This is a genomic window from Phycisphaeraceae bacterium, from assembly GCA_019636655.1.
Taxonomy (GTDB): domain Bacteria; phylum Planctomycetota; class Phycisphaerae; order Phycisphaerales; family UBA1924; genus JAHBXB01.
The window spans coordinates 1,041,237-1,067,730 of sequence record JAHBXB010000001.1; the positions used below are offsets into that span (position 1 = coordinate 1,041,237).

The 26,494-nt window shown below is 67.4% G+C and carries 29 protein-coding genes; 13 read left to right on the forward strand and 16 right to left on the reverse strand.

What is annotated here, in order from left to right; translation table 11 throughout:
• Positions 1-73 precede the first annotated feature (73 nt).
• Positions 74-1,099: a type II secretion system protein gene (locus KF745_04385; GenBank protein ID MBX3357647.1), complete on the reverse strand. Its 1,026-nt coding sequence runs from the start codon at positions 1,097-1,099 to the stop codon at positions 74-76.
• Positions 1,100-1,604: 505 nt separating this feature from the next.
• Between KF745_04385 and KF745_04390 the strand changes: the two genes are divergently transcribed.
• The gene (locus KF745_04390) at positions 1,605-2,084 is read left to right on the forward strand and encodes a RidA family protein (GenBank protein MBX3357648.1); all 480 of its coding nucleotides are present in this window, start codon (positions 1,605-1,607) and stop codon (positions 2,082-2,084) included.
• Here KF745_04390 and KF745_04395 read toward each other — a convergent pair.
• Positions 2,081-3,556 carry an AMP-binding protein gene (locus KF745_04395; protein MBX3357649.1) on the reverse strand — a complete coding sequence of 492 codons (1,476 nt, stop codon included), beginning with the start codon at positions 3,554-3,556 and terminating at the stop codon, positions 2,081-2,083. The two genes, KF745_04390 and KF745_04395, sit on opposite strands and share 4 nt — an antisense overlap.
• Before the next feature lie 262 nt (positions 3,557-3,818).
• Between KF745_04395 and KF745_04400 the strand changes: the two genes are divergently transcribed.
• The gene (locus KF745_04400; protein MBX3357650.1) at positions 3,819-4,628 is read left to right on the forward strand and encodes a tetratricopeptide repeat protein; all 810 of its coding nucleotides are present in this window, start codon (positions 3,819-3,821) and stop codon (positions 4,626-4,628) included.
• A gap of 102 nt (positions 4,629-4,730) precedes the next feature.
• Positions 4,731-5,789: a hypothetical protein gene (locus KF745_04405; protein MBX3357651.1), complete on the forward strand. Its 1,059-nt coding sequence runs from the start codon at positions 4,731-4,733 to the stop codon at positions 5,787-5,789.
• 6 nt (positions 5,790-5,795) lie between these two features.
• Here KF745_04405 and KF745_04410 read toward each other — a convergent pair whose 3' ends face one another.
• The 10 genes from KF745_04410 to groL (KF745_04455) all read right to left on the reverse strand — a co-directional run bounded on the left by KF745_04410 (position 5,796) and on the right by groL (KF745_04455) (position 13,439).
• Complete coding sequence (locus KF745_04410; protein ID MBX3357652.1) at positions 5,796-6,179, reverse strand: holo-ACP synthase; 384 nt, start codon at positions 6,177-6,179, stop codon at positions 5,796-5,798.
• A 14-nt stretch (positions 6,180-6,193) separates the two neighbouring features.
• A complete protein-coding gene (locus KF745_04415; protein MBX3357653.1) occupies positions 6,194-6,559 on the reverse strand; it encodes a hypothetical protein in 366 nt (121 codons plus the stop codon).
• A 5-nt stretch (positions 6,560-6,564) separates the two neighbouring features.
• Positions 6,565-7,146, reverse strand: a complete 582-nt coding sequence (locus KF745_04420) for a nucleotide exchange factor GrpE (GenBank protein MBX3357654.1) — start codon at positions 7,144-7,146, stop codon at positions 6,565-6,567.
• 21 nt (positions 7,147-7,167) lie between these two features.
• On the reverse strand, positions 7,168-8,331 hold the full coding sequence (dnaJ, locus tag KF745_04425) for a molecular chaperone DnaJ (GenBank protein MBX3357655.1): 1,164 nt from the start codon (positions 8,329-8,331) through the stop codon (positions 7,168-7,170).
• Positions 8,332-8,425: 94 nt separating this feature from the next.
• Positions 8,426-10,039, reverse strand: a complete 1,614-nt coding sequence (gene groL, locus KF745_04430; protein MBX3357656.1) for a chaperonin GroEL — start codon at positions 10,037-10,039, stop codon at positions 8,426-8,428.
• 104 nt (positions 10,040-10,143) lie between these two features.
• Positions 10,144-10,434 (reverse strand): co-chaperone GroES, encoded by a 291-nt coding sequence (groES, locus tag KF745_04435; GenBank protein ID MBX3357657.1) that lies wholly within the window; start codon positions 10,432-10,434, stop codon positions 10,144-10,146.
• A 16-nt stretch (positions 10,435-10,450) separates the two neighbouring features.
• Positions 10,451-11,131 carry a DedA family protein gene (locus tag KF745_04440; protein ID MBX3357658.1) on the reverse strand — a complete coding sequence of 227 codons (681 nt, stop codon included), beginning with the start codon at positions 11,129-11,131 and terminating at the stop codon, positions 10,451-10,453.
• A 41-nt stretch (positions 11,132-11,172) separates the two neighbouring features.
• Entirely contained in the window at positions 11,173-11,373 is a 201-nt protein-coding gene (locus tag KF745_04445; GenBank protein MBX3357659.1) for a hypothetical protein, read from the reverse strand.
• 45 nt (positions 11,374-11,418) lie between these two features.
• Entirely contained in the window at positions 11,419-11,646 is a 228-nt protein-coding gene (locus KF745_04450; GenBank protein MBX3357660.1) for a hypothetical protein, read from the reverse strand.
• A gap of 32 nt (positions 11,647-11,678) precedes the next feature.
• Positions 11,679-13,439, reverse strand: a complete 1,761-nt coding sequence (gene groL / locus KF745_04455; GenBank protein ID MBX3357661.1) for a chaperonin GroEL — start codon at positions 13,437-13,439, stop codon at positions 11,679-11,681.
• Between the two features lie 284 nt (positions 13,440-13,723).
• Between groL (KF745_04455) and KF745_04460 the strand changes: the two genes are divergently transcribed.
• Positions 13,724-14,128, forward strand: coding sequence for an NADH-quinone oxidoreductase subunit A (locus KF745_04460; protein ID MBX3357662.1), 405 nt, complete (start codon positions 13,724-13,726; stop codon positions 14,126-14,128).
• An 8-nt stretch (positions 14,129-14,136) separates the two neighbouring features.
• Here the strand turns inward: KF745_04460 and KF745_04465 are convergent, their stop codons facing one another.
• Positions 14,137-14,766, reverse strand: a complete 630-nt coding sequence (locus KF745_04465) for a DUF2585 family protein (protein MBX3357663.1) — start codon at positions 14,764-14,766, stop codon at positions 14,137-14,139.
• Between the two features lie 174 nt (positions 14,767-14,940).
• On the opposite strand from KF745_04465, the gene KF745_04470 reads away from it, so the two are divergent.
• Genes KF745_04470 through KF745_04500 form a run of 7 tightly spaced genes read left to right on the forward strand, consistent with a single transcriptional unit; the run spans position 14,941 to position 21,172 of the window.
• Positions 14,941-16,767 (forward strand): EAL domain-containing protein, encoded by a 1,827-nt coding sequence (locus KF745_04470; protein ID MBX3357664.1) that lies wholly within the window; start codon positions 14,941-14,943, stop codon positions 16,765-16,767.
• A gap of 25 nt (positions 16,768-16,792) precedes the next feature.
• Positions 16,793-17,278 carry a DUF2752 domain-containing protein gene (locus KF745_04475; GenBank protein MBX3357665.1) on the forward strand — a complete coding sequence of 162 codons (486 nt, stop codon included), beginning with the start codon at positions 16,793-16,795 and terminating at the stop codon, positions 17,276-17,278.
• Positions 17,279-17,303: 25 nt separating this feature from the next.
• A complete protein-coding gene (locus KF745_04480; protein ID MBX3357666.1) occupies positions 17,304-17,969 on the forward strand; it encodes a hypothetical protein in 666 nt (221 codons plus the stop codon).
• On the forward strand, positions 17,953-18,651 hold the full coding sequence (locus KF745_04485; protein MBX3357667.1) for a hypothetical protein: 699 nt from the start codon (positions 17,953-17,955) through the stop codon (positions 18,649-18,651). The genes KF745_04480 and KF745_04485 overlap by 17 nt, the downstream gene beginning before the upstream one ends.
• Positions 18,648-19,850 (forward strand): glycosyltransferase, encoded by a 1,203-nt coding sequence (locus tag KF745_04490; GenBank protein MBX3357668.1) that lies wholly within the window; start codon positions 18,648-18,650, stop codon positions 19,848-19,850. The genes KF745_04485 and KF745_04490 overlap by 4 nt, the downstream gene beginning before the upstream one ends.
• A 51-nt stretch (positions 19,851-19,901) precedes the next feature.
• On the forward strand, positions 19,902-20,405 hold the full coding sequence (locus KF745_04495; GenBank protein ID MBX3357669.1) for a low molecular weight phosphotyrosine protein phosphatase: 504 nt from the start codon (positions 19,902-19,904) through the stop codon (positions 20,403-20,405).
• A gap of 2 nt (positions 20,406-20,407) precedes the next feature.
• The gene (locus KF745_04500; GenBank protein ID MBX3357670.1) at positions 20,408-21,172 is read left to right on the forward strand and encodes a type II secretion system protein; all 765 of its coding nucleotides are present in this window, start codon (positions 20,408-20,410) and stop codon (positions 21,170-21,172) included.
• Between the two features lie 30 nt (positions 21,173-21,202).
• On the opposite strand, the gene KF745_04505 is transcribed toward KF745_04500, so the two are convergent.
• Positions 21,203-22,510, reverse strand: coding sequence for a transglutaminase domain-containing protein (locus KF745_04505; protein MBX3357671.1), 1,308 nt, complete (start codon positions 22,508-22,510; stop codon positions 21,203-21,205).
• A 99-nt stretch (positions 22,511-22,609) separates the two neighbouring features.
• Entirely contained in the window at positions 22,610-23,371 is a 762-nt protein-coding gene (scpB, locus tag KF745_04510) for an SMC-Scp complex subunit ScpB (GenBank protein MBX3357672.1), read from the reverse strand.
• 101 nt (positions 23,372-23,472) lie between these two features.
• Between scpB and purE the strand changes: the two genes are divergently transcribed.
• Positions 23,473-24,051: a 5-(carboxyamino)imidazole ribonucleotide mutase gene (gene purE / locus KF745_04515; GenBank protein ID MBX3357673.1), complete on the forward strand. Its 579-nt coding sequence runs from the start codon at positions 23,473-23,475 to the stop codon at positions 24,049-24,051.
• Positions 24,048-25,169 (forward strand): 5-(carboxyamino)imidazole ribonucleotide synthase, encoded by a 1,122-nt coding sequence (locus KF745_04520; GenBank protein MBX3357674.1) that lies wholly within the window; start codon positions 24,048-24,050, stop codon positions 25,167-25,169. Before purE ends, KF745_04520 begins: the two co-directional genes overlap by 4 nt.
• Here KF745_04520 and KF745_04525 read toward each other — a convergent pair.
• On the reverse strand, positions 25,162-26,445 hold the full coding sequence (locus KF745_04525) for a DUF1080 domain-containing protein (GenBank protein MBX3357675.1): 1,284 nt from the start codon (positions 26,443-26,445) through the stop codon (positions 25,162-25,164). The two genes, KF745_04520 and KF745_04525, sit on opposite strands and share 8 nt — an antisense overlap.
• Positions 26,446-26,494: the final 49 nt, after the last annotated feature.

Consider the following 26,494-nt stretch of genomic DNA (forward strand, 5'->3'; position numbering starts at 1 on the left):
TCGGCCAATGACAAGGGCCCGCTCGTGAGAGCGGGCCCTTGCGGTATGAACTCAAACTATCCGAACCGGGGACTTAGTCAGCCCAGAGATTCGTGGCCGTGCCCGTGGCGTTACGGGTGAGTGCCGCGTTTCCGGAGCTCGGCAGGTTCGCAACCGGCATCAGGAAGTTGTTCGACTTGAGCTGCGGATTCGTCTGGCCCGACTCCGCGCCAGCCTCATCCTGCTCGTCAATGAACAGGTTATCCATCACCGTCAGCGGGTTCTGGTTGCCCGTGCGGCGATAGGTCACGCCATCCGGCGACGGCTTGGTCTCAAAGTTGACGTGGCCGTCGTTGTAGCCGATGTTGCCTTCCCACGTGTTCTTGCCGCCGTGGATCAGCAGCGACTGGGACGACTGGCCTGGGATTGCGGTATTGGTGGTGGGGTTCAGCGTATATCGACCGGAAGCGGGGTACGCCGTCTCCACAAAGCCCGGGCCGCGGTTGCCAAAGACCGCCTCGGTCGTCGCGAACGTGTTCTGCCACTTCGAAAGACGCCTGCCAAGCGGAATCTGGTGGGCATAGGACTGGTGTGCCACCGGATTGCCGGAGTTCGGCAATCCGCTGTCCCGGCGCCGATAGGCGGTGCCGTTATCCAGGGGCGTCCCAGCAAAGCCGGGATCCCACAGGGCGCCCGACCCGTCATTCGGCACTCCGCCAGCCAAGCCGGCAGACTGCGGATTGGAGAACTGGTAGTTATCATCCTTCTTGACCTGGCCGGTGTTTGCTTCCGCCGGGGAGATGCACAACTCGGTGGCGACCGATCCATTGAAGATCAGCACCGACAGGATGTTGCCGGTGTTGTCCTTCGACTGCGTCGCATTCGCGGCGATGGTCGAGTTGTTCGCATCCAGCCGGCTGGGGAGCGGGTACGAGTCGCCGTTGTTGTTCGAGAACACGATCATCGACTGAACGATGCCGCGAACCTGCGTCGCATCCTTGAGCTGGCGGGCCGAGGCGCGAGCCTTGCCAAGGGCCGGCAGCAGGATGCCGACGAGCAGGGCGATGATCGCGATGACCACCAGCAGTTCGATCAGCGTAAAGCCACGATTCTTCTTCATCCGCGATTCTCCAGAAATGGGGACTTGGGGAACTCGTTCATCACTCGCCCGGCTCAAGCGTTCGGCACCGTGCCGCCGCCCGATCCGAGCCAACTGGTTCAAGACGCACACCTCACCAGGCGCTCTCTGCCTGCACGACGACCCAATCGATCGATGATCGCGCAAACACCATTACACCCGGCTTGTTCTGACCCGACCCGGCCGCTCCCGAACCGCTCCTCCAACGAGGCTCCCGATTCGTGGGCCAATCAGATTGTCGGTGTGGGTACGTCCTCAGTCGCGAATGATGCGGGCGGCCGAATACCGCCATGAGGTCGATTCGTACATGGATATGGCGACGCGGGTCGCAACCACACCTGCCTGCACGTGCAAGATCCGCACACAATACACGGTATGATGCGTCTGTCAAGCCCCTGCGGTTCCAAGGGATGGGTTCCCTGGGACCAAAAATTCATGTTACCCTCCATGTCCGATACACCAACTTGATGCCGTACACGGAGTCCTCGTGAGCACCGCCGAAGCCCGACTCGCCGCCCTGGGGATCTCTCTACCCGTTCCAGCATCCCCCGTCGCCGCGTACATCCCGACCCGGCTGGTTCCCCTCGGTCCATCCTCCGGGCTCCTCTTCGTCTCCGGCCAGATCCCCCTTCGCGATGGCCGGATGCTCGCCGCGGGACTGGTCCCCAGCCAGGTCCCGCTCGAAACCGCCCGCGAGTGCGCCCGCCAGTGCGTCCTGAACGGCCTCGCCGCGGCGAAGGCCGCCCTCGGCTCCCTTGACCGGATCGAGGCCGTTGTCCGGGTCGGGTGCTTCGTCGCCTGCGAGCCGACCTTCACCGACCAACCCAAGGTCGCTAACGGGGCCAGCGAACTGCTCGTCGAGGTCTTCGGCGATGCGGGCCGGCACGCCCGCGCGGCGGTCGGCGCCCCCTCCCTCCCGCTCAACGCGCCCGTTGAGGTCGAGTTCATCTTTCAGGTCAGGACCTAGGCCGGAGGGTTCACGAGCGCCTTCAGGTCCTTGCGGCTCACCTTGCCGGTCGCGGTCCGCGGCAGGGTGTCGACGCACCGCACCTCCGCCGGCACCTTGTACCCCGCCAGGTGCTCGCGGCACCATGACAGAATCGCCAGCTCATCGAACGGGACCTTCGTCTCGGCGCCGGCCTCCTCGCCGGCGGCCTCTTTCATCTCGACGAACGCCACCGGGACCTCGCCGCGGAGCGGGTCGGCCATCCCAATCACCCCCGAGTCCTTCACCGAGGGATGCCGGTTGAGCACCTCCTCGATCTCCCGCGGGAAGACGTTCTCGCCGGCGATGATCAGCATCTCCTTGATGCGGCCGGTGATGTACAGGTGCCCGTCGTGGTCGAACTTCGCGATGTCGCCCGATCGGAGATAGCCCCGACTATCGAAGAGCGCGGCGGTCAACTCCGGCAGCCGGTAGTACCCCGGTGTGACATTGGGACCGGCAATCCGCAGCTCGCCCTCCTGCCCGATCGGCACGTCCCGCTCGGTCGCCACATCGACGATCCGCTGGCATACCCGCGGCATCGCCTTGCCAACCGACCGGGGCCTTGCCTCGAAAGGACGGCACCAGTTGGTCGCCGGCCCCGTCTCGGTCATGCCGAACCCCTCGTTGAGCGTGACATGGAAGCGGGCCTTGAACCCCTCGGCCACGGCAACAGGCAGCGGCTCGCCGCCGGAGACCGTGTACCGAAGCGAAGCAAAGTCCGCGGGCTCGGCGTCCTTCACGTGCAGCATCGCGTTGTACATCGACGGCACCGCGATCATGCACGTCGGCCGGTGCTCCCGCAGCAGTTTCACCAGCCGCGACGGGACGAACCTCGCCGTGTACACGACCTTGCACCCCACCGTGAGCGGGAGCAGCGTGAGCGCGGTCATTCCGAACGAGTGGAACTGCGGCAGCACCCCCAGCAGCGAATCGCGATCCGAGAAGTCGACGTGCTCGACGATCTGCCGGATGTTCGCGGTGATGTTGCCGTGGGTGAGCATCACCCCCTTGGGCTTGCCCGTCGTGCCGGAGGTGTACAGCAGCAGCGCGACAGCCTCATCGGGCGTCACCGCGGGCCAGTGCATCTCAGGCACGCCGCTGAATCCGATGTCCTCGATGCGGATCAGGTGCTTCACCGGCGGCGCCCCGCCGCCACCGCCCTTCGGGGCGTACAGGCACTCGTCCGCCGTCGATCCCATGAAGTCGAGCATCGCCTGCGTCGTGACCACCGTGTCCGCGCCGCAGTCGGCGATAACGTAGCTCAGTTCCTCGGGCTTGAGCAGGTAGTTCAGCGGGACGACGGTCTTCCCGATCATCCACGCGGCCAGCGCCGCGATGGGCGTCGCCGCGCTGGTGGGCAGCAGAAGGGCGACCGTGTCCGACTCGGTCGTCTCCTTGAGGTGCGCTGCAACGTGGAGCGCCGCGACCAGCAACTGCCCACGCGTGAGCATCCGCCTGTCGTCGACCGTCGCGACTCTCCGCGGGGCCCGGAGGCAGCAACGGATGATGGGCCAGTGGATTGACATCGCCGTATAGGGCCCTCTCCAGCACCCCCCCGGCCCCGCCCGCCAGGCCGCGGGCCCGGGCAGGATAAGAACCGCCGAATCATGGCGTGAGCCGCACGCCCTTGCCGATACGGTACCGCAAATCGGCACTCGCAGCCCGTGTTCGCCACAACGCCGGCGCGTGCCGCACCGCAAGGATCTGCGCCCCATGATGCGACCACGAACTGCTCTCGCCCTGCCGCTCCTTGTCGCCCTGCTCGGCGCCCTCCCCGGGTGCGGCGGCGACAAGAGACCGGCCTCGCAGGGGCAGGCCGCTGTCACCTCCGGCGACTACATCAGCCAGTACCGGGCCGGCAACTACGCAGCGGCCCGGGCGAGCGCCGAGATGGCCGCTGCCTCAAGTACCGGCAAGGAGCGGGAGACCGCCCTGCTCGTGCAGGGCATGTCCGCCCATGCGATGGGCCGCATGGACGAGGCCGAGCGGATCCTCAAGCCCCTGACAACCAATGCCGACCGAGAGATCGCCGGGCGCGCCCAGGCGACGCTCGGCCTGATCGCCAAGAGCCGCGGCCAGCACACCAAGGCCGGGGAACTCCTTGCCGACGCCAGCGGCGATCTCTCGGGCGACTTCGCGGCCCAGGCCGCCCTCCGAGCGGGTGATTCGCTCGCGGCCGCGGGGCAGAACACGGCGGCAAAGACCCAGTACCAATCCGGCCTCGCGGAGGCCCAGAGCACGGTACTCAAGAAGGCGATCCAGTCTCGGCTGGAGACCGGGGCGTTCACGGTCCAACTCGGCGTCTTTGTCGATCGCCGCAACGCCGACCGCGCCGCGGCAGCCGTCGCCGGGCGCACCTCGACAGCAGGCCTGGGTCGTGCCACCGTGTGGAAGCGAGCCGGCTCCAACGGCAAGACCGAGTACGTCGTTTCGGCCGGTCGGTACGACGTCCGGTTCCAGGCCTCCGCCGCGCAGCAGCGGCTCGGCCAGGGAATTGTTGCCACCCTCGCCGACGCAAACTAGGATTATGTTCGGATTGGCCGAGCCCGCGGAACCCCCGAGCGGTCCGACGCGTCTAATTGCTGATGGGCGATGCGACTCGCGGGACGCCAGGAGCGGTTCAACATGATCTCAGGCACAACGCGGTCTTGGTCCAGGGCCCGGTGGATAGCCGCGCTGGTGGGGTCCGCGCTGACGGCCGCATCAACTGCGTGCCCGCCGACCGAGGCGGACGCCTCGAGTGCGCAGCCCGAGAGCCCAGCGGCCCAGAGTCAGCCTCCCGCCCCGACTCCAACACCGGCGCCGGTCGCTGCGATCCCGCTGCCCGAGGGAGTTGATGCCGCGGCCAACCCCATCAAGCAACGGCTGCAAGCCGAGCTCGCGCTAAACAAGATCCGCGCAAAGTACTTCAACCACATCCGCAACCAAGAGATCCGCCAGATCGGGCTGATGAAGCTCCGTCCCTTCATCGCCGATCCGGCGTGGTACCCGACGATCATGAAGGTCTTCGCCAAGCAGGATCGCGAGGCCCGCGAGGGCGTCGTCAACCTGCTCATCGAGCAGGCCACCGAGGAGGCGGATGCGACGATCGCGTTCGGCGCCATCACCGATGACGACCCATGGTTCCGCGAGATGGCGAGGCAGAAGCTGGCCGAACGGGCCGCCGCGACGGGTGAAGTCCCGATGATGGTCCAGTGGATCGTCGCCGGTGGGCTCAAGAGCGGGCGCACCAATGAAATCGTCGGCGCCGCCCAACTCGCCGAGATCCTGCGGCTGTACGAGGCGATCCCGATGATCGCCGCGGCACAGGTAACGGGCGCCGCGGTCGGCTCGGGGGGCGCGCCTCCGGCGATCGCCGACATCATCATCGGCACCCAGCAGGCATTCGTCGCCGACCTTACGCCGGTTGTCGGCGACAGCGCGGTCGGGTTCGACCCGACGATCGGGGTTGTCACCGACGGCACGGTGCTGCGGATCCTCGGCGCCAGCGTCGTGACCTACCGCACCGAGGTGCATGGGGCGCTCGTCCGGCTTGCCGACTCGGGCTGGGACGGGCGGTCAACGGAGAAACTGGGATTCGACGCCGCGCGGTGGCGCGAGTGGTACCACGCCGAGTTCGTCCCGTACCGCGAGCGTCTGGCGGCTCAGACGAGCAAGGCCGACTCCGCGACCCCCAAGCCCTGATCCGGTTTAGCCCGTCTCGGCGATCACCGACGCGATCGCGGTCGTGTCCGTGTGCGAGAGCGACACGTGCCACGCGCCGACCCCCGCACGCGCGGCGGCCGCACCCGCGGCCCCGGAGAGCCTGATGCCCGGCACCCCCGCGGCGTCGCGCGTCACTTCGATCTCGGTCCACGCGATGCCCGCGGTCCAGCCGGTGCCGAGCGCTTTCATGACGGCTTCCTTCGCGGCGAACCTCGCCGCGAGGTGCTCATCGCGACGTCGCGAGGCACCGGCGTAGTCCCGCTCAGCGACGGTGAAGCACCGCTCGAGGAAGGCCTCGCCGTTTTCGGCCATGAGGCGCGAGATCCGCGAGACCTCGACCACATCGATGCCGTGTCCGATGATCGCCATGGGCCTCCCGAGGCTCAGTCCTTTGCCGACTTCTTCTTCTCGGTGCTCTTGCGCGTCTCGGTGGCCGGCGCCGGCTTCGGGTCGGTCTTCGGCGCGGGCGCCGTAGCGGAGTCGGCGGTCTTTGCCGGTGAGGACTCGGTCGCCGGAGCGGTGCTGGTCGACTTGGAGTCCGACTCGGCGGCCTTCTTGTACGCGTCAGACCGGTAGTCGGTCTGGTAGAACCCGGATCCCTTGAACAGCACCGCGGCGCCGGTTCCGATCAGACGCTCCAGGGCGTTCTTGCCGCACTTGGGGCACTTTCGCTTCGGGGCGTCCCGCATCGACTGGAACACCTCCGATCGGTCCCCGCATGCGTTGCATTTGTAGTCGTACGTCGGCATCGCACTTACCCCTTCGCGGCGGCGACCATGACCTTCGCCGGACGGACAACCCGGTCGACGAGCGCGTAGCCGGCCTGGAGCGTCGAGAGGATCCGCCCCGGCTCGACCGGGCCGCCGGGCTCGACGGGCTGCGTCGAGATCGCCTGGTGCCGGGAGGGGTCGAACTCGTCGTTCGGACCGGGATTGATCACGCGGACGCCGTGGGACTCGAGGGCTTTGAGCAGTTCGTCACGGATGACCTGGACGCCGTGCATGACCTGCTCGACGCCGGGGTTGCCGGCGGACTGGACAAGGGCGAGATCGAAGTGGTCGAGCACGGGGATCACGCTGTGCAGCACTCCGATGGTCCCCTGTCGGCGGGCCTCCTGCTCGTTCTGGATCGCCCGGCGCTGGTAGTTCTGGAAATCCGCGAGGGCGTGCTTCCACTTGTCCATCGCCTCGTCGCGCTGGCGGGCGGCTTCATCGCGCTCGGCGGAGAGCTGGTCGATCAGCGCCGCGGTCTCGTCGGGGTCCATGGACGGCTCCTCGCCCTTGGGGGTCTGCGGCTCGGCGTCGCGGGGCCGGTTGTCCTTGCTTGATCCAAACATGCTCGTGCCCTCCGTGACTCGCTACGACCCCGCGAAGGTGTCCTTGATCTTCTTCCAGAATCCCTGGCTCTCGGGCAGCACGTCGTGGTTCTCCGTGGCGGCGAAATCCCGGAGGAGTTTCTCCTGTGCCGAGGTGAGCCTCTTGGGGATCTCGATCTTGGCGACCACGACCAGATCGCCGCGCCGGGCGCTCCGGAGATTGGGCACACCCTCGCCGGGGATGCGGAGCACGGCGCCGTGCTGCGAGGCCCGCGGGATCGTGAGGGTGGCCCGGCCGTCGAGCGTGGGCACCTCGACTTCGGCCCCGAGCGCCGCCTGGGTGAAGGAGATGGGCATCTCCATCACCAGGTGATCGCCGTCGCGCTGGAAGTACTCGTGCTCCTCGACGCGGATGACCACGTGCAGGTCGCCGCGGACTCCATCGCCCGAGGGCGAGACCTCGGGCGGCGGGGGCTCGCCCTCGCCGCGGACCCGGACGGCCTGGCCGTCGGAGATTCCTGCGGGGATGCGCACGCCGAGCTTGCGGTTCCGCGGCTGGCGGCCCTTGCCGCGGCAGGCTTCGCAGAACTCTCGTACGACGCTTCCGCGCCCGGCGCACGACGGGCAGGCGGTGACCATCCGGAACATGCCGCCGAGGCCGCTCTGCTGGACACGCCCCTGGCCTCCGCACGTGGGGCAGGTCTGCGGCTTGGTGCCCTTCTTGGCGCCGGTGCCGGTGCACTTCTCGCAGATATCGAGGCGTGTGAACTCGACGTCCCGCTCGCACCCCTTGAGCACATCGACCAGGGTGATCGAGACCTCGGTCTCGAGGTCGTAGCCGCGGGCGATGCCGCCGCCCCGGCCGGGCCGGCCCCCGCCGATGCCGCCCGCATCGCCGCCGCCGAAGATGTCGTTGAACATCGAGAAGATGTCCTGGACGTTCATCCTCGAGAAGTCGTGCGCGGCGGCGCCCTTGCCGCGGACGCCCTCGTGCCCGAAGCGGTCGTATCGCTCCCGCTTCGCAGCGTCCGAGAGCACCTCGTAGGCCTCAGCGGCCTCCTTGAACTTCACCTCGGCCTGCGGATCGTCCGGGTTGCGATCCGGGTGGTACTTCATCGCCAGGCGGCGGTAGGCGCGCTTGATCTCCTCGCCGTCGGATGTCCGTTCGACGCTGAGGATCTCGTAATAGTCACGTGTCGTTGGCATTGCTTGCCGTCTCGTACGAATCGAGCCCGCGGCCTCTCGGTCGCGGGCTCGGGGGATTCGGGTACTCACCCGGAGGTCGGGGCCACCCCGAGTGTCAGCTCACCGCGCCCGCGGCGGGTTCGGTCTCTTCCTTGAGTTCCGTGATCAGGCAGTCGGTCGTGAGCATGAGCCCAGCGACGCTCGCCGCGTTGATCAGCGCCGTCTTGGGGACGAGGGCCGGATCGATGATGCCGGCCTTGACCAGGTCCTCGTACTCCCCGGTGGCGGCGTTGAAGCCCCAGCCGCCGGACTTCTCCTTGACCTTCTCGACGACGAGGTCGCCGTCGTGCCCGCCGTTCGCGGCGATCTGCTTGAGGCAGGCCTCGGTGGCGTGCAGAACAATGTCGAAACCGATCTTCTCGTCGCCCTTGGCCTTCTTCTGGGCGGCGATGATCGCGTCCTGGGTGCGGACCAGGGCCACGCCGCCGCCGGGGACGTACCCCTCCTTGGCCGCCGCGCGGGTGGCGTGCAGGGCGTCGTCGACGCGGTCCTTCTTTTCCTTCATGGCGACCTCGGTCGCGGCGCCGACGTTGATGATGGCAACGCCGCCCGTGAGCTTGGCGAGGCGCTCCATGAGCTTCTCGCGGTCGTAGTCGCTGGTGGACTTGTCGTGCTGGGCCTTGATCTGCTCGGCGCGGCCCTCGATCTCCCGCTTCTTTCCGGCACCCTCGATGATGGTCGTCTCGTCCTTGGTGACGACGATCTTCTTGGCCCTTCCGAGCTCGCCGATCTGGATCGACTCGAGGCTGCGGCCCAGGTCCTCAGCGAAGAACGTGCCGCCGGTGAGCACCGCGATGTCCGCGAGCATCGCCTTGCGGCGGTCGCCGAACCCGGGGGCCTTGACGGCGCAGATCTTCAGCGTCCCACGGAGCCGGTTGACGACCAGCGCGGCGAGGGCCTCGTTCTCGACCTCCTCGGCGATGATCAGCAGCGGCTGACCACCCGCGGCGACCTTGTTCAGCAGCGGCAGCAGGTCCGTCAGGTTGGCGATCTTCTTTTCGTGGATGAGGATGATGCAGTCCTCGAGGACGCACTCGGCGGTCTTGGGGTCGGTCATGAAGTAGGGCGAGATGTAGCCCTTGTCGAAGGCCATGCCCTCGACGTACTCAAGGGTCGTCTCGGCGCTCTTGCCCTCCTCCACCTCGACGACGCCCTCGGCGCCGACCTTCGTGATCGCTTCGGCGATGATGCCGCCGATCGTGGCGTCGTGGTTGGCCGAGACGGTCGCGACCTTGCGGTAATCCTCGATGCCCTTGCACTTGACCGACATCTTGTCGATCGCCTCGGCCGCCGCGGTGGCGGCGGCGGTGATGCCCCGCTGCACCTGCACGGGGTTGGCGCCGGCGGTGACGTGCCGGATGCCCTCAAGGAAGATGGCCTCGGCGAGGACGGTGGCGGCGGTGGTGCCGTCGCCGGCCTTGTCGGCCGTCTTCTTGGCCACCTCGTTGACCATCTTGGCGCCCATCGACTCGAAGGGCTCGGGGAGCGTGATCTCCTTGGAGACGCTCACGCCGTCCTTGGTGATCGACGGTCCGCCGTACGACTTCTGGATGATCACGTTTCGGCCGGTGGGGCCCATCGTGACCTTGACGGCCCGCGCGAGCCGCTTGACGCCCTTCTTCATCTCGAGGAGGGCCGCGTCGGAGAACATGACTTGTTTTGTGGACATGGGGCGGGGGTCCTTGGTAGTTGAAGCGGTGGGAATGGTGCCGAGGTATCGCGTGTCGCGGGGGCTCCGAGGGGCCGGCATCGGCTGCCGGTCACCCCGTGGGCTCAGCCCTCGATCACGCCGAGGAGCTCGGACTCCCGGAGGATCAGGTGCTTCGCGCCCTTGATCTCGACCTCGGTGCCGGCGTACTTGCCGTACACCACGGTGCTGCCGATCTTGACCGACATCTCGGCGCGCTTGCCGTTGTCGAGCCGCTTGCCGGGGCCGACGGCGACGACCTCGCCGCGGACGGGCTTCTCCTTGGCGGACTCAGGCAGGAAAATGCCCGACGCGGTCTTGGATTCCGACTCGATGGGCTTGACCAGGACACGATCTTCAAGGGGCTTGACGGCCATGTGCATCTCCATCAGTTCACTGCGGGCCCGGGGACGCGGGATCCGCCGCGACCGCACGGGACCTTGACCTGTGCATCCAGTACTCGACTGCGATCGGGATCACCGACACCACGATGATGCCGACGATGACCGCTTCGAAGTTCTTCCTCACAAACTCGATGTTGCCGAACCACCATCCCGCGCCCATGCACACGCCAACCCAGGCGAAGGCGCCGGTGACGTTGTACAGGGCGAACTGGCGGTAGTTCATCGTCCCCGCCCCCGCCACAAACGGCACGAACGTGCGCACGATCGGCACGAACCGGCCCAGGATGACCGCCTTGCCGCCGTACCGCTCGAAGAACTCGTGGGCCCGATCCAGGTGCCGGCGATTGACCAGCCTCGCCAGTCCGGAGGTCGCCTCCCCCCGAAAGATCCGCGGCCCCAGCCAGCGGCCGATGTGGTAGTTCACCGCATCGCCGATGACCGCCGCGATGATCAGCAGCGTGGCGAGAAGCCAGATGTTCATCAGGCCGCGGGCCGCGAGAGCTCCGGCGGTGAACAGGAGTGAGTCCCCGGGCAGGAAGGGCAGCGCCACCAGCCCTGTCTCCGCGAACACAATCGAGAACAGCAGCGCATACACCCACGCGCCGTGCTCCAGGATGAACCCGTCGAGAAACCCCGGCAGGTCGCGGAAGATATCGAGGATGGACTGCATGCAGGATCATGTGCTCGAGGGTGTCGTGCTGAACGGTGGTACTAGGCGCGAGCCCGACAGCCGGGGGAATCCGTAGCGGGTTCGCCGCGGGACGCGGGGGCGCCTGCATCGTCGAACAGAGCGGAAGCGACCGCCACCCAGTCGACCCGACGCAACCGGTCCCGCCAGCCCGGATTGGTCAGCATCAGGCCCGCGAAGGCCACAGCGATGACCGCGATCAGGAATGTTCTGAGCACCCGCATGGTGGGCCTTTCGAAACGGTGCGCCGGCGTTGCGCGCAGAAGACGTCAGACCTTCGGTCGGACCCCGGTGACCTTGCCGGCCGGAGACGAGACCGGCCCCTTGCCGCCGCCCCGTTGCGACTTGACGGCGGCCTTGGGCGGAGGCGACCCGGTCGTCGGCTTGGCGAACGGGTTGCTCGAACTCGACAGCCCGGTGAGCGGCGACTTGGAGGCGCCGCCGCTGCCAAGGCTGCCCGCCCCACTCTTGCTTCTCAGGTCGTTGGCCTTTGCCATGTCGGTGTACTCCTTCGGGACGCCGCGGGGCGTTAGAACCCCATGCCTCCCATACCACCCATTCCTCCCATTCCACCCATGCCTCCCATGCCTCCCATGCCACCTCCCATCCCGCCGCCGGGTCCGTGGTCGTGGTGGTGGTCGTCCTTCTTCTCGGGCTTGCTCGTGATGATGCAGTCCGCAGCGAGCAGCACGGTCGCAACGCTCGTCGCGTTCTGAAGAGCGCTCAGGTCCACCTTCGCGGGAGTCAACACGCCCTGCTTGAGCAGGTCGCCGTACTCGAGCGTCAGGGCGTTGAACCCGAACGAACCGGTGCCCTCCGCCACCTTGGAGACCACAACGGTGCCCTTCTCGCCCGCGTTGTCGGCGATGGTCTGGAGCGGGACGCTCAGCGTCTTGAGGACGACGTCGACACCGGCCGCGAAGTCGTACTTTGCGTGCCCGACGTCGTCGGCGGTCTTCTCATCGGACTGGCCGGGCTTGCCGTAGACCGCGCGGTACTCCTTGATCTCCGACACGGCCTTGCGGGCACGGACGAATGAGACGCCGCCGCCGGGCACCACGCCGTCGGTCACCGCCGCGCGGGTCGCGTGCAGCGCGTCCTCGACGCGGGCCTTCTTTTCCTTGAGTTCCGCCTCGGACGCCGCGCCGACGTTGATCTGCGCCACGCCGCCGGAGAGCTTCGCGAGCCGCTCCTGGAGCTTCTCGCGGTCGTAGTCGCTGGTGGTCCGGTCGATCTCGGAGCGGATCTGGGCGATGCGGGCCTGGATCGCCTTTGTCTCGCCCGCGCCCTCGATGACCGTGGTGTTGTCCGCGTCCACCTCGACGCGCTTGGCCATGCCGAGCTGCTTGAGTTCGACGCTGTCGAGTTCGATGCCCAGGTCCTTCATGACCGGCTGGGCGCCGGTGAGCACCGCGATGTCCTCCAGCATGGCCTTGCGACGGTCGCCGTAGCCCGGGGCCTTGACGGCGCACACCTGCAGCGTGCCGCGGAGCTTGTTGATCACGAGCGTGGAGAGGGCCTCGCCGGAGACATCCTCGGCGATGATGAGCAGGGGCTTCTTCGCCTGCATCACCTTCTCGAGGAGCGGGACCAGCTTGTTGACGCTCTCGATCTTGTCCTCGTGGATCAGGACAAGGCACTTGTCCAGCTCGACGGTCATGTCGTCGACGTTGGTGACAAAGTTCGGCGAGAGGAACCCGCGATCAAACTGCATTCCCTCCACCACCGTCACCTCGGTCTCGAGGCTCTTGCCCTCTTCGACCGTGATCACGCCGTCCTTGCCGACCTTCTCGAAGGCATCGGCCATGATCTGGCCGACCTCGGGGTCGTTGTTGGCGGAGATCGTCGCGACGCTGAGGATGTCATCCTTCCCCTTGACCGGCTTGGCCAGCGAGCGGATCTCGCCGCAGGCGACCTCGACCGCCTTCTTCATGCCGCGGATCAGGGCGTTCGCATCCACGCCGGCGGCGATGTGCTTGAGACCCTCGCGGAACAGCGCCTCGGCCAGCACCGTCGCCGTGGTCGTGCCGTCGCCGGCCTCGTCGGAGGTCTTGCTCGCCGCCTCCTTGACCAGGCGGGCGCCCATGTCCTGGGCCTTGTCCTTCAGTTCGATCTCCTCGGCGACGCTCACCCCGTCCTTGGTAACCGTTGGGCCGCCCCAGGACTTGTCCAGTACGGCATTCCGGCCCCGGGGGCCGAGGGTGCTCTTGACCGCGCGGGCGAGTTTCTCGACTCCGGCGAGGAGGGCCTGACGGGCATCAACATCGAACGTGAGGGCTTTGGCGGGCATCGAAGTCGCTCCGATGAGGTTGGAACTGGCCGGCTTCCGCTGGAAACCGGCCGGGCAATCACGATTGGGGTCAGCATGAACCCTGACCGAGCCACCCCATAGGCAACGCCGGTGCCAGAGGGCGAACGGCCTGAGGGCTCGCCCGTACCGCACCACGCACGGCCCCGGACCTGTCAGGGCGCCCCGGACCCCCCGACGAACTGCCGGAATGGCAGCCGCCGCCTCGTCTCCCCCACCAACCCGCCGCTTCATGACACCCTCGCGAAGTGCTACCATGGGCTCCCATGCACGGAAGCCTGTCCCTCGCCGCGGTCGACGTGAACTCCTACGCCGCCGTCCTGCTGCTGATCCTGATGGCGGTCGGGTTCGCGGTATTCAATATCGTCGTCACTCTCATGGTCGGCCCGAAGCGCGACGGCCGGACGAAGGGAAGCACGTACGAGGCGGGGATGAACCCCATCGGGACCGCGCGCAAGCGGTTCAATGTCCGGTTCTACCTCATCGCCGTGGTCTTCCTGGTCTTTGATATCGAGATCATCTTCCTGTACCCGTGGGCGGTGACGTTCCCCTCCCTCGACATGCACACGCCCGAGGCGCGGATGTGGCTCTTCCGCATCCTGTTCTTCCTTTTCACCAGCGTGGTCGCGTACGTCTACGGATTTCGGAAGGGCGTCTTCCGGTTCGACTGATCGCGTGCTCACACGTGCCCGACGGACTGCCACGCCTTGATAGCGTCCACCGGGTAGACGAGCATGAGCACGTTGAGCGTCAGGTTGTCGCGGATCACCACGAGCAACAGCAACTCGATCGCGACCAGCAGGGCCAGCGTCTTCTTCCACCCCAGCGCCTGGGCAAGGAAGAAGCCGGCGATGCACGAGAGCACATCGCCCAGCGAGTTGACCACGCTGTCACCCAGGTAGTCCAGCGACATCGTCGCGGAGCGGTACCGATCGATGATGATCGGCGAGTTCTCCAGCACCTCCCACGCGGCGGCGATGCCGATCGCCGTGCACAGCCGCCACGATCGTGTCCATTGCGGCGTTGCCCATGCGAGCACCATGTAGAAGATCAGCCCGTGCGACAGGTGGGTGATGCTGTACGGATCGATCAAGTGCTGTGAACAGTGCGGGGTCCACACATCCCACGACCACAGCCGGACCTCACCGCACTGGCACCACCACCGCCGGCCCTCCAGCCTCATGGCGGCCACCATCGCGACGATGATGGCCGCTGAGGCGCCCAATGCAGCCCAACCCTGCGCCGGGGCGGCCGGTGGGCCACTGACCGCAGGCGGCTGAGGTGACGTGGAGCCGGGGGACACGTGCATGGCGTTCATGGTACCGGTTATTGGACGGGCAGCCCCTGTGTCGACCGCCAGCCAACCCCCCAGACCGCGAAGACCCACCATCACCCGACCCTCTGCTCGCCGCCGAGCATATGACGCCGCACGCGACCGTCGATATGGCTGGGTCGAATCGGCACAAGAAAACTCGGACGCGACATGCCTGACCCTGACACGCAAACAGCAGACGTTCCCGCCACGTCCGACGCTTCGCGCGTCCGGCGACTGATCGCGGATGGAGCGATCCGCGCCGTGTTCCAGCCAATCGTCGACCTCTCCCGCGGCGAGATCTTCGCGTACGAGGTGTTGAGCCGGCCCGATCTGGATTCGGGCTTCGACTCCCCCGCCGACCTGTTCCGCGCTGCGCAGGAGACCGGCCAGCTGTGGGAACTCGAGTCCGTCACGCGCCGCATCTCCCTGCAGGCCGCGACGAAGTGGCCGGCAAATGTAAAACTGTTCCTGAACTGCACCCCCGAGGTCTTCGGTGACCCGCGGTTTGTCCCCGCGCTGGAGCACGACATCCTCGCGTGCACCGCGGACGCTGGCGTCACACTGCCACCCGAACGGCTGGTCATCGAGATCACCGAGCAGGCCAGCGAACTCGCGATCGAATCGCTGCGTCACCACCTCGACCGGCTGCGCAGCCTTCACATTGATCTGGCGATCGACGACGTCGGCGTGGGCTCGAGCGGTCTGAGCCGCATCATGCTCTTCCGGCCGCAGTGGCTCAAGCTGGACCGCGGCTTCCTCGACCAGATCGACTCGGACCGCCTCAAGCAGAACATGGTCCGCTTCCTGGTGCACTTTGCCCGCCTCAGCGGCGTCAAGGTGCTCGCGGAGGGGATCGAGACCCAGGACGAACTGACCGCACTCATCGGCCTCGGCGTCCGGTACGGCCAGGGCTACTACCTCGGCCGACCGGCTCCCCGCGGCGAATCGATCGATCCGGAAGTCGGCGCCTGGGCCAAGACCCGCTGGGCCAAAGCCGCCGATCAGGTTGGCGAATCGCTGCACCAGGCTACCGTCGCCCGTCTGTGCCGCCCGGCCACTCTCGTGCAGCCCACATCCTCCTCGACCGACGCGGCCGCTATGCTCGACGCCGAGCCGACCCACGCCGGGGTAGTTGTCTTCGATGGCCGCCGTGTCGTCGCTGCGATGTCTCGCCGGACTGTCATCGAGTTGACCCGGAACCCGGCAACCGCCGAAGCCTCCATTCTCCAAGCAACATCTCAGGTGTGCGTCGCTCCGTCCGACGCAACCCTGGCAGAGGCCCTGCACCTGCTCGCCGCTCGCCCGGACAACGAGCTCGCCTCACCGATCGTCATCCTTGACGGCGCCCAGGTGATGGGCTTGGTAAGCGTCCAGGAGTTGCTCGGCGCGGCCGCCTCGTTGCGGTCCGGAGAATCCGGCTCTCGATTCGGGCTCCCGGGACGCGACGAGGCCGAGCGGCGTTTCGCCGAACTGATCGATGCAGCACAGTCTCCAGGCGTTTCCCATTTCGCCGACCACTGCGATGCCGCGTTTGTTGACATCCGGCGCCACTCCGACCTTGCCGGCGCTTTCGGCGGACAGGAGGCCGATCGGATCGTCTCCAAACTCGCCGACCTTATCCGCACCAGCATTCTGCAGAGCGTGCGTGCCTCCAGCGCGTGGCATCTCGGCGGCGACCGGTTCCTGCTCTGCGCTCCCCCCGGCTCTCTCGCGCAGCCTTTGCGGCGTCTTGTCGACCGCTTCGATTCGACGCTGCACGACAGGACCTGCGTCCAACCACCATCCGCGATGCCCGTGTCAGCCCCACGTGCCACCATCCGCGCACTGCTGATCCCAGGGGCCGTTGGGCGGGTCTCCTGCGTTTCGGACCTGTACCTGATCGAGCAGCAACTCCGCCGCCGCGCACGCACGATGGAGCACACCGGCCAGACCGCCCGGTCCCTGCTGATCGCCGATCACCGCCTGCAGCGGCCTGCCGCGCGCCTGTCAGCCTGATCGGCGTGGGCCTCTACCATGGCGTGTGAGGACCGCACCCGCCACACCCCCGGCGCCGAGCCCGGTCGCGCCGCCTCGAACGGTCGTACGCACCGCCTCCTTTGGCAACCGCCTCCTCGCCGCCGGTGTGGCCGTGGCGTGCCTTGCCCTTCTGGCGGTGGCATCGACCTTGTCGCCCGCATCAAACGGGCACGGCACGCACATGCAACTGGGCCTCGCACCCTGCGGATGGGCTGTGGCGACCGGCTACCCCTGCCCGACTTGCGGGATGACGACGTCGTTCGCGGCAGCCGTCCGCGCCCATCCATGGGATGCGATCAGAGCCCAGCCAATGGGCTTCCTGCTCGCCCTGGTGACCGCTGTCGTGTTCTGGGGGGCGTTGCACACCGCAGTGTTCGGGTCCCAACTACCCCGGTTGGGGGCCCGTCTCCTTGCCCCACGATACCTTTGGCTCGTTGCGGGGATCTGGGCGGCCTCGTGGGCGTACAAGATCATCACCTGGCACACTTGACCGGAAACCCGCTACCCTGTCCCCAATGAGCCGATCTCTCTTTCCGATCGCCGCGTTGATCTGCGCCCCCCTGCTGCTGCAAGGGTGCAACATCATCGCCCCGTTCGGCGGGCTCGCCAGGAACTTCGAGAAGACGGCGGTCAAGGAGATCGACGCCAAATACTCCGGCTTGCAGGACAAGACCTTCGCGGTGGTGGTCTCGGCCGATCGAATGATCCAGGCGGACTTCCCGTCGATTGTCGGCGACATCACGCTCACGGTCAGCCGCCGCCTTGCTGACCCCGAGAACGATGTCGGGGCCTCGGGCTACGTCCCGGGCGTCCGCGTCCTCGAGTTCCAGTACAACAACCCCCGCTGGGTCGCGATGACCATGCCCAAGCTCGCGGAGGAACTGGGCGTCGAGCGGCTCGTCTTCATTGATCTCAGCGAGTTCCGCCTCAACGACCCGGGCAACCAATACCTGTGGGCGGCCCTCGCGGCGGGCTCCGTGCACGTGTACGAGGTCGACGGTCCTACGCCATCAATCGCCGCGTTCTCGGAGCGGATCAGCGTCAAGTACCCCGACAAGGAGGGCCTTGGCCCCGCCCAGATCCCGGGGAGCCAAATCGAGATGGCACTGGCCAAACGGTTCGTCGACCGGATCGGGTGGCTCTTCTACAAGCACGAGGAGCGCAATGACCAGGGCTATTGACGGGCGCACCGCCCGCTGGCTTTCCGCGGCGGTCCTCGCCGCCATGTGCGCCACGCTCGGCTCGGCCTGCAACATTGTCGGCCCGCTGCCCTACATCATCTCCGGCCCGGAGAAGGCCGAGGCGATGTACGTCCTGCCCGAGGACAAGTCCGCTGTTGTCTTCATCGATGACCGGTCGAGCAAGCTCCCGGACATGTACACCCGTCGCGCGATCGGACGGGCCGCCGACGACCGGATCCTCGAAGAGAAACTCGTCGCCAAACTCATCTCGAGCGAGAGCGCGATGATGATTGCCTCGCGCGAACGCTACGGCAGCCCCCTGGGGATCGCCGAGATCGGCAAAGCGGCCGGCGCCGACATCATCATCTACGTCACCGTGGACCAGTTCACGCTGTACGCCGATCCGCAAACCCCGTCGCCCTCGGCCACGGTCCGGATCAAGGTCGTCGACACGACCACGAAGGCCCGTCTCTGGCCCACCGGCGACGCCGAGTGGTCGTCCCTGAAGGTCTCCTCTCGCTCCCGCGTCGAGAAAGTGCACACCTCGACCGCGGCCATCCAGGCGGACAACACCAACCTCGCCCAGGGCTTGGGCTACGGAATCGCCAAGACGTTCTACAAGCACGAGATCAAGCCGATCGGACAGGACGCCGACCAACGCTTCACCGAACAACGCGGATGACCCCCGACTCGGCAACCGAACCGTTGCGCATCCTCCACCTCGTCGAGCCGCTCGCGGGCGATGAGCCCTTGCTGGCCTGCCGCGAGGTCATTCGGACACCCGGCCACCGGCACAGCATCTGGCTCGTTGGTTCGTCGCGGTGCGAGCGGCGTGCCCGCGATGCCGGCCTGACGACCACCGACAGGCTGCCCCGTCCCGCCGGCCTCGCCGAACTCGCCGCACCCGCCATGCGTGCGCTGCTGGCCCAGAGAACCCAGCAGTGGAATGGTCAGCCAGACATCATCCAGTGCTGGTCGGTCTCCAGCCTCGCCCTGGCCCGGCTCGCCATGGGGAACCGAGTGCCGCGCGTCGCAGCGGTGTTCTCGCTCCCCGCTGCCAACCTCTCGTTCATCGCCTCGGCCCGGCTCCGCTACGCGATCTCCGGGAGCGCTGGCGCCCCAACGCTCCTGGTCCCTTCGGTCGACACACGGGATGCCTGGATGCGGGCCGGCGCATCGGATGTTCGCATCGCGGCCCTCCCGACGCTGACCCCGCACCGCCGCGACCCGGTCGACTCCACCCGCCGGCATCTCCTCGCGTGCGACGACCCTGCCGCCGGGAAAGTCGTGCTCCTCATCGCAGATCCTCCCGAAGCCGGCGATGCCCGTGCGTTCGGCTTCCTCAGCGGTCTGCTGCACGTCGCCGGATTCCGTGTGTGCTGTGTCGTCCCGACGCGCACCGGTCGCTCCCGCCGTGCCGCCGTCTTCACCGCGGCCTTTGATCGTCGATGGGGGTTGGTCAACTGGCCTGGCCCGATCGACACCCTCCTGGCCGCTGCGGACCTCGTGCTCTGGACCAAGCCCGCGGCGGGCGGCGCCGCGATGGCGACAACGGCTTCCCGCATGGGCATCCCGGTCGTCGCGTTCGACTGTGACCTTTCCCGCGCCGCGCTGGCGCCCGCGGGCGCTCCACCGGCACACGTCTCCCTGACGCTCGACCTCTCCCCCACCACCGCTGCGGCGTGGGCTGTCCATCAACTCTCCGGTCGACCCGGTACGCAACCGCCCCACACCCCCGAAGCCAGGGCCGCGTTTACTGGGCTCCCAGACTTCACCGAGACCCTCGCCCGCATCTGGCGCGAGTCCTCTCGGCAGGCTTCGCCCTACCCACGCCCGTCAGCCGAGCAGCCCCTCGGGCTCATCCCCACACCCACGACCTGATCGCCAATGGCCAGCCAAACCGGACCAACTCCCTCGGACACGCCCAAGCCGATGCGGCTGCTGTTTGTCTGCATGGGCAACATCTGCCGCTCGCCGCTGGCCGAGGGCATCTTTGCCCATCTGGCAAGGCACCGCGGCGTGTCCCACCTCTTCGAGGTCGATTCCTGCGGCACAGGAGATTGGCACGCGGGTGAGCTGTCCGATCCGCGTGCCCGCGACATTGCGCGTTCGCGCGGGATCACCCTGGCCCACCGCGCTCGGGTGCTCGATCCCAGGACAGACTTCGAGCGCTTCCACCTGCTCCTCGCAATGGACCGGCGAAATCTCGCCCACCTGCTGCGTCACAATGCCCCGACCGGTCGAACACGGCTGCTCCGCTCCTACGAGGGCGACCTCGCTGAGGCCGACGCCGAAGTTCCGGACCCGTATTCAGGTTCGTCCCGAGACTTTGAGCTGGTCTGCGATATGCTGCATCGATCGTGCACCGCACTCCTGGACACCCTGTCCCCCCCGACCGGCCCGAAAGCGCCTGGAACCCCGGCGAGAACCACGTGACGATGCCCCTTTCACGCCACACGGCCCGCCGCGCGTTCACGCTGATCGAACTGCTGGTGGTCATCGCCATTGTGGCGCTGCTTGTTGGGCTGTTGCTGCCCGCGCTGGGTGCTGCGCGTCAAGAAGCCAAGTCGCTCGCCTGCGCCACGCGCCTTCAGCAGCTCGGTGTCGCGCTCACGATGTACCTCAACGACTTCGACCAGACGCTCCCGCAAGTGCGGATCGACGTCGGCGACGGATTCACCGCCAACATCGGGGCGCTCTTCGGCGGCAAGAAGGGGACGCTCCCCGCCTACGGCATCAACGACTACGGCGCCGAGCGTCGGCCCCTCAACCGGTACATCCTGACCGGCGACTTCCCCAGCGACAACGAGACCGGTACGTTCGAGATCGAGGCGTACAAGTCCCCCTGCGACAAGGGAGGGCTGGTGCCGGGGATGGGCTTTGTGACCTCGATGTACGACCTGCTCGGCTCTTCGTACACACTCAACGACCACGACCTCGGCGGCGAGCAGAACGCGACGCTCATCCCCACGCCCGGCGGCAAGATGCCCTTTGTCTCACAGCCGACGCTCACCTGGGTCCTCGGCTCGCATCCGATCTACAACTACCAGGAAAACGGCAACCGCGGCCAGTTCTGGTACACCGACAAGGAAGTCCAGGCCAACCTGCTCTACCTCGATTTGCACGTCGGCAAGAACCGGCACGTCCCACAGGGCGTGGTTAACACCACACGCGAGTACTCGTTCCTTCCCAATCCCAGTTGAGCCCACTCACCCGTCGGCGCGTTCCCTCGGCTACCGCGAGCGTCGCGAATCCGACGCCGTCTTCGGCGTGGTCTGGGAGCCGAGCCGGATGATCTGGTTCGCCACCTGCAACTGCGGCGTCGTGTACCACCCCCAGAACGCCGGGTAGCCGTGGGCTACCACGGACGTCGGCGGGTGGTAGTGGAAGGCGATGGGCATCACATCATCGAACTCGTCGCACGTCCCGAACCCCTTCCATGTCCGGTCGAGCGCCGGCGGCCGCGAGCCGGACTGCTTGAGGCGGTTGATGTCCGCGGGGATCCACCACCCCTTCTTCTTGTCCTCGTTCCACCCGACACAGAACTCCACCCACGGCCGGAGCATCGTCGCCGACGTCTTCTTGGTCGAGAGGAACCCCGAGTCTTCGCCCTTGGTATCGGTCACGTCATAGCCGATGACCGTCCGTGCCGGCAGCCCCGCCGCTCGCAGCACCGCGCAGTAGAGGTTGTTGATGTCATGCAACGAGCCGAGTTTCCGGCCAGCTGTCGTTGCAACGGTCTGCAGTTCGACTCCCACAAAGCCCCCTACATCGCTGAACCGCAACCCCTTTCCGGATGGCTGCGCGTGCTCCAGCACCTTTCCCATCAGGAACTTGGCGAGCACAACCGGCGGAACAGTCTTTGGGTCCTTGCCCTCCGTCCACCGGTTCACCAGATCGACGACTTCCGGCGCCGTCGACGTCACGACCGCATCGGGCTTGAGCGCGCTGGCCACCGACTCCGGCCACGGCTGGTCCCACCACGGCAACCGGCTCGCCGCCCGTTCATCCAGCACGGTCTCCCAGCAGGTCATGGGGATCTCGAGCCGGAGATCCATCGAGTTACCGTTCTTTTCCTGCAGATCCCAGACCCCGAGTTTCACCCCGCACGCGTACCCATCCTTGATCCGCGACTTGGCGCCCGCATCTCCCCCGTCAAACGTCAGCCAACTGCTGATGTTCGCTTCATCGGTCTCGCACGAAGCACAGTGCGGGATGATCGGGAACACCACCGCCGCCGACGAGAACTGCAGATGATGGATGATCGGCAGGGTCCCCTGACCCGGAACCGGGATCACCTGATCGCCGCGCACCGTCACGGAGAACTTGAACGTCCAGTTGTGATCGCGCCCCCGCGTCAGCACCCGGTCAAAGTCCGCTTGGGTCGCGGCGGGCGGCTTTGCCGATTCCTTCGGCTTTGGAGACGTCCGCGGCTGCCCGGCGAAAACCCGAGAAACGGTGGCCGGCATCCCCCCCGCTGCGGCCGCCAGCAGCACCATCCGCAGCCACGCCTCCCGCCTGGATATGTCGTCGTGGTTCAACGCCATGCTCCCGGACACGAACACTCCCGCACGGTTTGACGTATGGAAGTCCCAGCGGGTTCCCCGAGCGGAGCACCCTTCTTCCGAATATACCCCTTATCAGGCGTCGGGTTCCGCGGTCCGTGCTTTCAATTCCTCCACTGTCGGCAGGTCCTTGAGCCCCGAAAGGCCAAAGGCCTCGAGAAACTGCCTCGTCGTGGCGTACAGAAGCGGCCGCCCCAGCTCCTCGGCCCTGCCGGCGATCGTGACCAGTCGCCGATCGATCAGCGACCTGAGAAGGTCCCCGCACGCCACGCCGCGGATCGCTTCGAGTTTCGCCCGTGTGAGCGGCTGCTTGTAAGCGATGATCGCCAGGGTCTCCATCGCCGCCGGCGTCAGGCTCGTCTTCGCCCGCTGACCCTGGTACGCCGCGACCACCGGGGCGAACTTCGCGAGCGTCATCACACGGAAACCGCCCGCAACCGGCTCAATCCGGAACGACCGCCCCGTCTGCTCGTATTGCTCGTTCAGCAGCTCCACCGCCCGCCGCACCAGCGCCGCCCCCGGTTCCCGCTTCACGTCCTCGGTTACCTCCGGCTCGTCCTTACCGCTCCGCGGCGATCCCAGCCCCAACACCTCGGCAATCCGGGCCGCACTCAGCGCCCGTTCGGCCGTGAGAAGCACCGCCTCGAGCGCCGGCGCAATCGCCTGGGGATCACCCAGTTCAACCTCAACCGCCTTGGCTCTTGCTCCTCGCCCCCGCTTCTTCGCGGTCGGCTCCTCCGATGGCCCGACGGCTCCCGCACCCTCCGCACCAACTTCCCCCTCCGTCGGCCCCGGCTTGAGTTCGATCACATCCGTGTTCACAATCGCGTCCTCCATGACCATCATCCTATCGGACGCCGCCAGCCGCCGCCCGCACTCGCCCTCCACACTCGGATAAACTCCGCCTTTTCAGTCCTTGTCCGCTCACGGAGCCCGGAATGCCCACACGCCCACGCCACCCCCGACCGGCCTCGAAGAGGCCGCCACTGGTCGGCATCATCATGGGCTCTCGCAGCGACTGGGACACGATGTCCAACGCCGCCGCCGCGCTCGATGAGCTTGGCGTCGCCCACGAAGTCCGCGTCGTCTCTGCACACCGGACACCCGACCTGCTCTTCGAATATGCCTCCGCTGCCCAGGGCCGGGGCCTTTGCGTGATTATCGCCGGCGCCGGCGGGGCCGCGCACCTCCCCGGGATGGTGGCCTCCAAGACGCCGCTCCCCGTCCTCGGCGTGCCCGTCCAATCCAAGGCCCTCAACGGCCTCGACTCCCTCCTCTCGATCGCCCAGATGCCGGCGGGCATTCCGGTTGGCACTCTTGCGATCGGCCCCGCCGGAGCAACCAACGCGGGCCTGCTTGCCGCGTCGATCGTCGCCCTCTCGGACCCGAAAGTGCGGCGTGCCCTCGATGAGTTCCGCTCGGCCCAGACCCGGGGTGTCCTTGCCCAGCCCGATCCACGCTCGGCCGGCGGCGCGACGAAGCGTGCCGCGGCACCACGCGGGAGACCCCGTCGATGAACATCGGCGTCCTCGGCGGTGGCCAACTCGGCCGCATGCTCGCCCTCGCGGCCTACCCGCTCGGCCTGAGCATCAGGTTCTACGACCAGACCGACGAAGCGCCCGTCGGCCGGCTCGCCGAACTCCACGTCGGCGCTTTCGATGATGAAGACAAGGTCGCGGCCTTTGCCCGCGGCCTCGACGTGGTGACGTACGAGTTCGAGAACGTGCCCGCCGCGACCGCCGACCTGCTCGCCCCCCACGTCCGCGTCCTCCCGCCCCCCGCCGCGCTCGACGCCGCCCAGGACCGCCTGAACGAGCGCCGCCTCTTTCAGCGCCTGGGAATCCCGACCCCCACGTTCGCACCGGTCGACTCACTCGACGACGCCGCGGCCCACGCGAAGGCCTGCGGCTACAAGGCCATCCTCAAGGCCCGCCGCTTCGGATACGACGGCAAGGGCCAGGACCCTATCGCCTCCGAGGCGGACGTTCCGACGGCGTGGGAACACCTCCGGCTCGCGCCCGGCGGCCTGATCCTCGATCAGATGATCCCCTTCACCCGCGAGCTCTCCGTCATCGCCGTTCGCGGCCTCGGCGGCGAGTTCCGCTGCTACCCGCTGGTTGAGAACGTGCACAGCGCCGGCATCCTCCGGCTCTCCCGGGCCCCCGCGCCCGGCGCGGACCACCTCCAGGCCAAGGCCGAGCAATACGCCCGTCTCGTCGCCGAGTCGCTCGACTACGTCGGCGTGCTCGCCCTGGAGTTCTTCGAGATCCAGACCGATTCGGGCCCCGACCTGCTCATCAACGAGATGGCCCCGCGTGTCCACAACTCCGGTCACTGGACCATCGAGGGCGCCGTCTGCAGCCAGTTCGAGAACCACCTCCGCGCCGTCTCCGGCCTGCCGCTCGGCGGGACCGCCGCGCTCGGCGCGTGCGTCATGCTGAACCTCATCGGCGAGCTTCCCGATCCCGCCGCGTTACTCGCGATCCCCGGCGCCCACCTGCACGACTACGGCAAGGAGCCCCGCCCGGGCCGCAAGGTCGGCCACGTCACGCTCACCGCTCCGGACCCCTCTCGGCTCGACGACCGCCTCGCGTCCCTCCGCGCAGCGATCTCGCCGCGTGCCACGGCTACTTGATCGGCGCCACCTTCACAGCCCGAAACTGAATCTCGGCGCCCTCGGCCTGTAGCGCGATCGTCCCCGGCTTGACCGCCACCTCCGACGCCTCGTTCACCACTTCGCCGTTGATCCGAACCACCAGCCCCGCTCCGTCCGCGATGACCTCGCAGTCGTTCCACTCCCCCACCGGCCGCTCGACCGTCCGCATCCGGTCCACGCGCCGGCCCGACGTCCGCGCCGCATCCCCCGACATCGGAAACCTGCCGATCGACAGCAGGTCCCCCGCCTGCCCCGATTTCAACTGCATCTCCACCGCGGGCGGCCACACCGCATCAGGCGGCTGCACCCGCAGCAGCACGCCGCTGTTGCCGCCCCCCCCCTTCGGATCAAACCGCCACTGCAGCCGCAGCACAAACGACTCGAACGCCTCGTTCGTACGGATGTACCCCGTCGCGTTGCCCTCGCACGCCAGCACCCCCTCTCGCCACGACCAGGCCCGACGCGTCGCCTCTGGAAACACCGGCCACCCCGCCAGGTCCGGCCCCTCGAACAGCGCCTGCTCGCCCGGCATCGGCGCCTTCAGGTCCCGCACCTTGATGTTCCTGAACCACACATCGTCGCCGTGGTCCTGCAGCGCGATCCGCCCCTTCTTTTCCATCCCGAACGACGGCCACGCCTTGAACTTGCTCGCGGCGATCATCGCCTTCCAGTCGTCGTTGTCAATCCGACACTCCGCCGTCTTGACCCCGTTCAGGAACTGCTGCAGCACGCCATCCCGGATCCGGATGCGCGCGTTGTTCCACTGACCCGGTGGCGCCGGCGGCGTCTCCGGCGGCGGCTCGATCAGGTCGTACAGCGCGCCAGCGCGGTGCTTCGGGTCCGCCCCGTCGCTGTGCCCCGCGTTGTCGAGGATCTGGAACTCCGGCCCCGTCATCCACGGCGCACCCTGCGTCTCCGCGACGCGGTACATGATCCCCGAGTTCGCCCCGCGGGCACACTTGAAGTCGAGCGAGAACTCGAAGTCCTCGTATTCCTTCACCGTCACGATGTCGCCCCCGCCGCCCCCCTTCACCACCCGCACCGTGCCGTTCTCCACCACCCAGCCCTTCTGCGGAAACCCCTCGCCCTTGTACGACCGCCATTGCCTCGTCGAGGCGCCGTCGAACAGCAGCATCCAGCCCGCGGCCGCCTCCGCCGGCGTCAGGGCGTTCTGGACCTGCTGATCCGCTGCCGGCTGCGCCGCCGCTCCCGCCTGACCGCACACGATCGCCGCAATCGCAAAGACTATTCGCATGATGGAGAGATCATACCGGAAGCGGCACACGCACCGCGGGTCTTGCCCG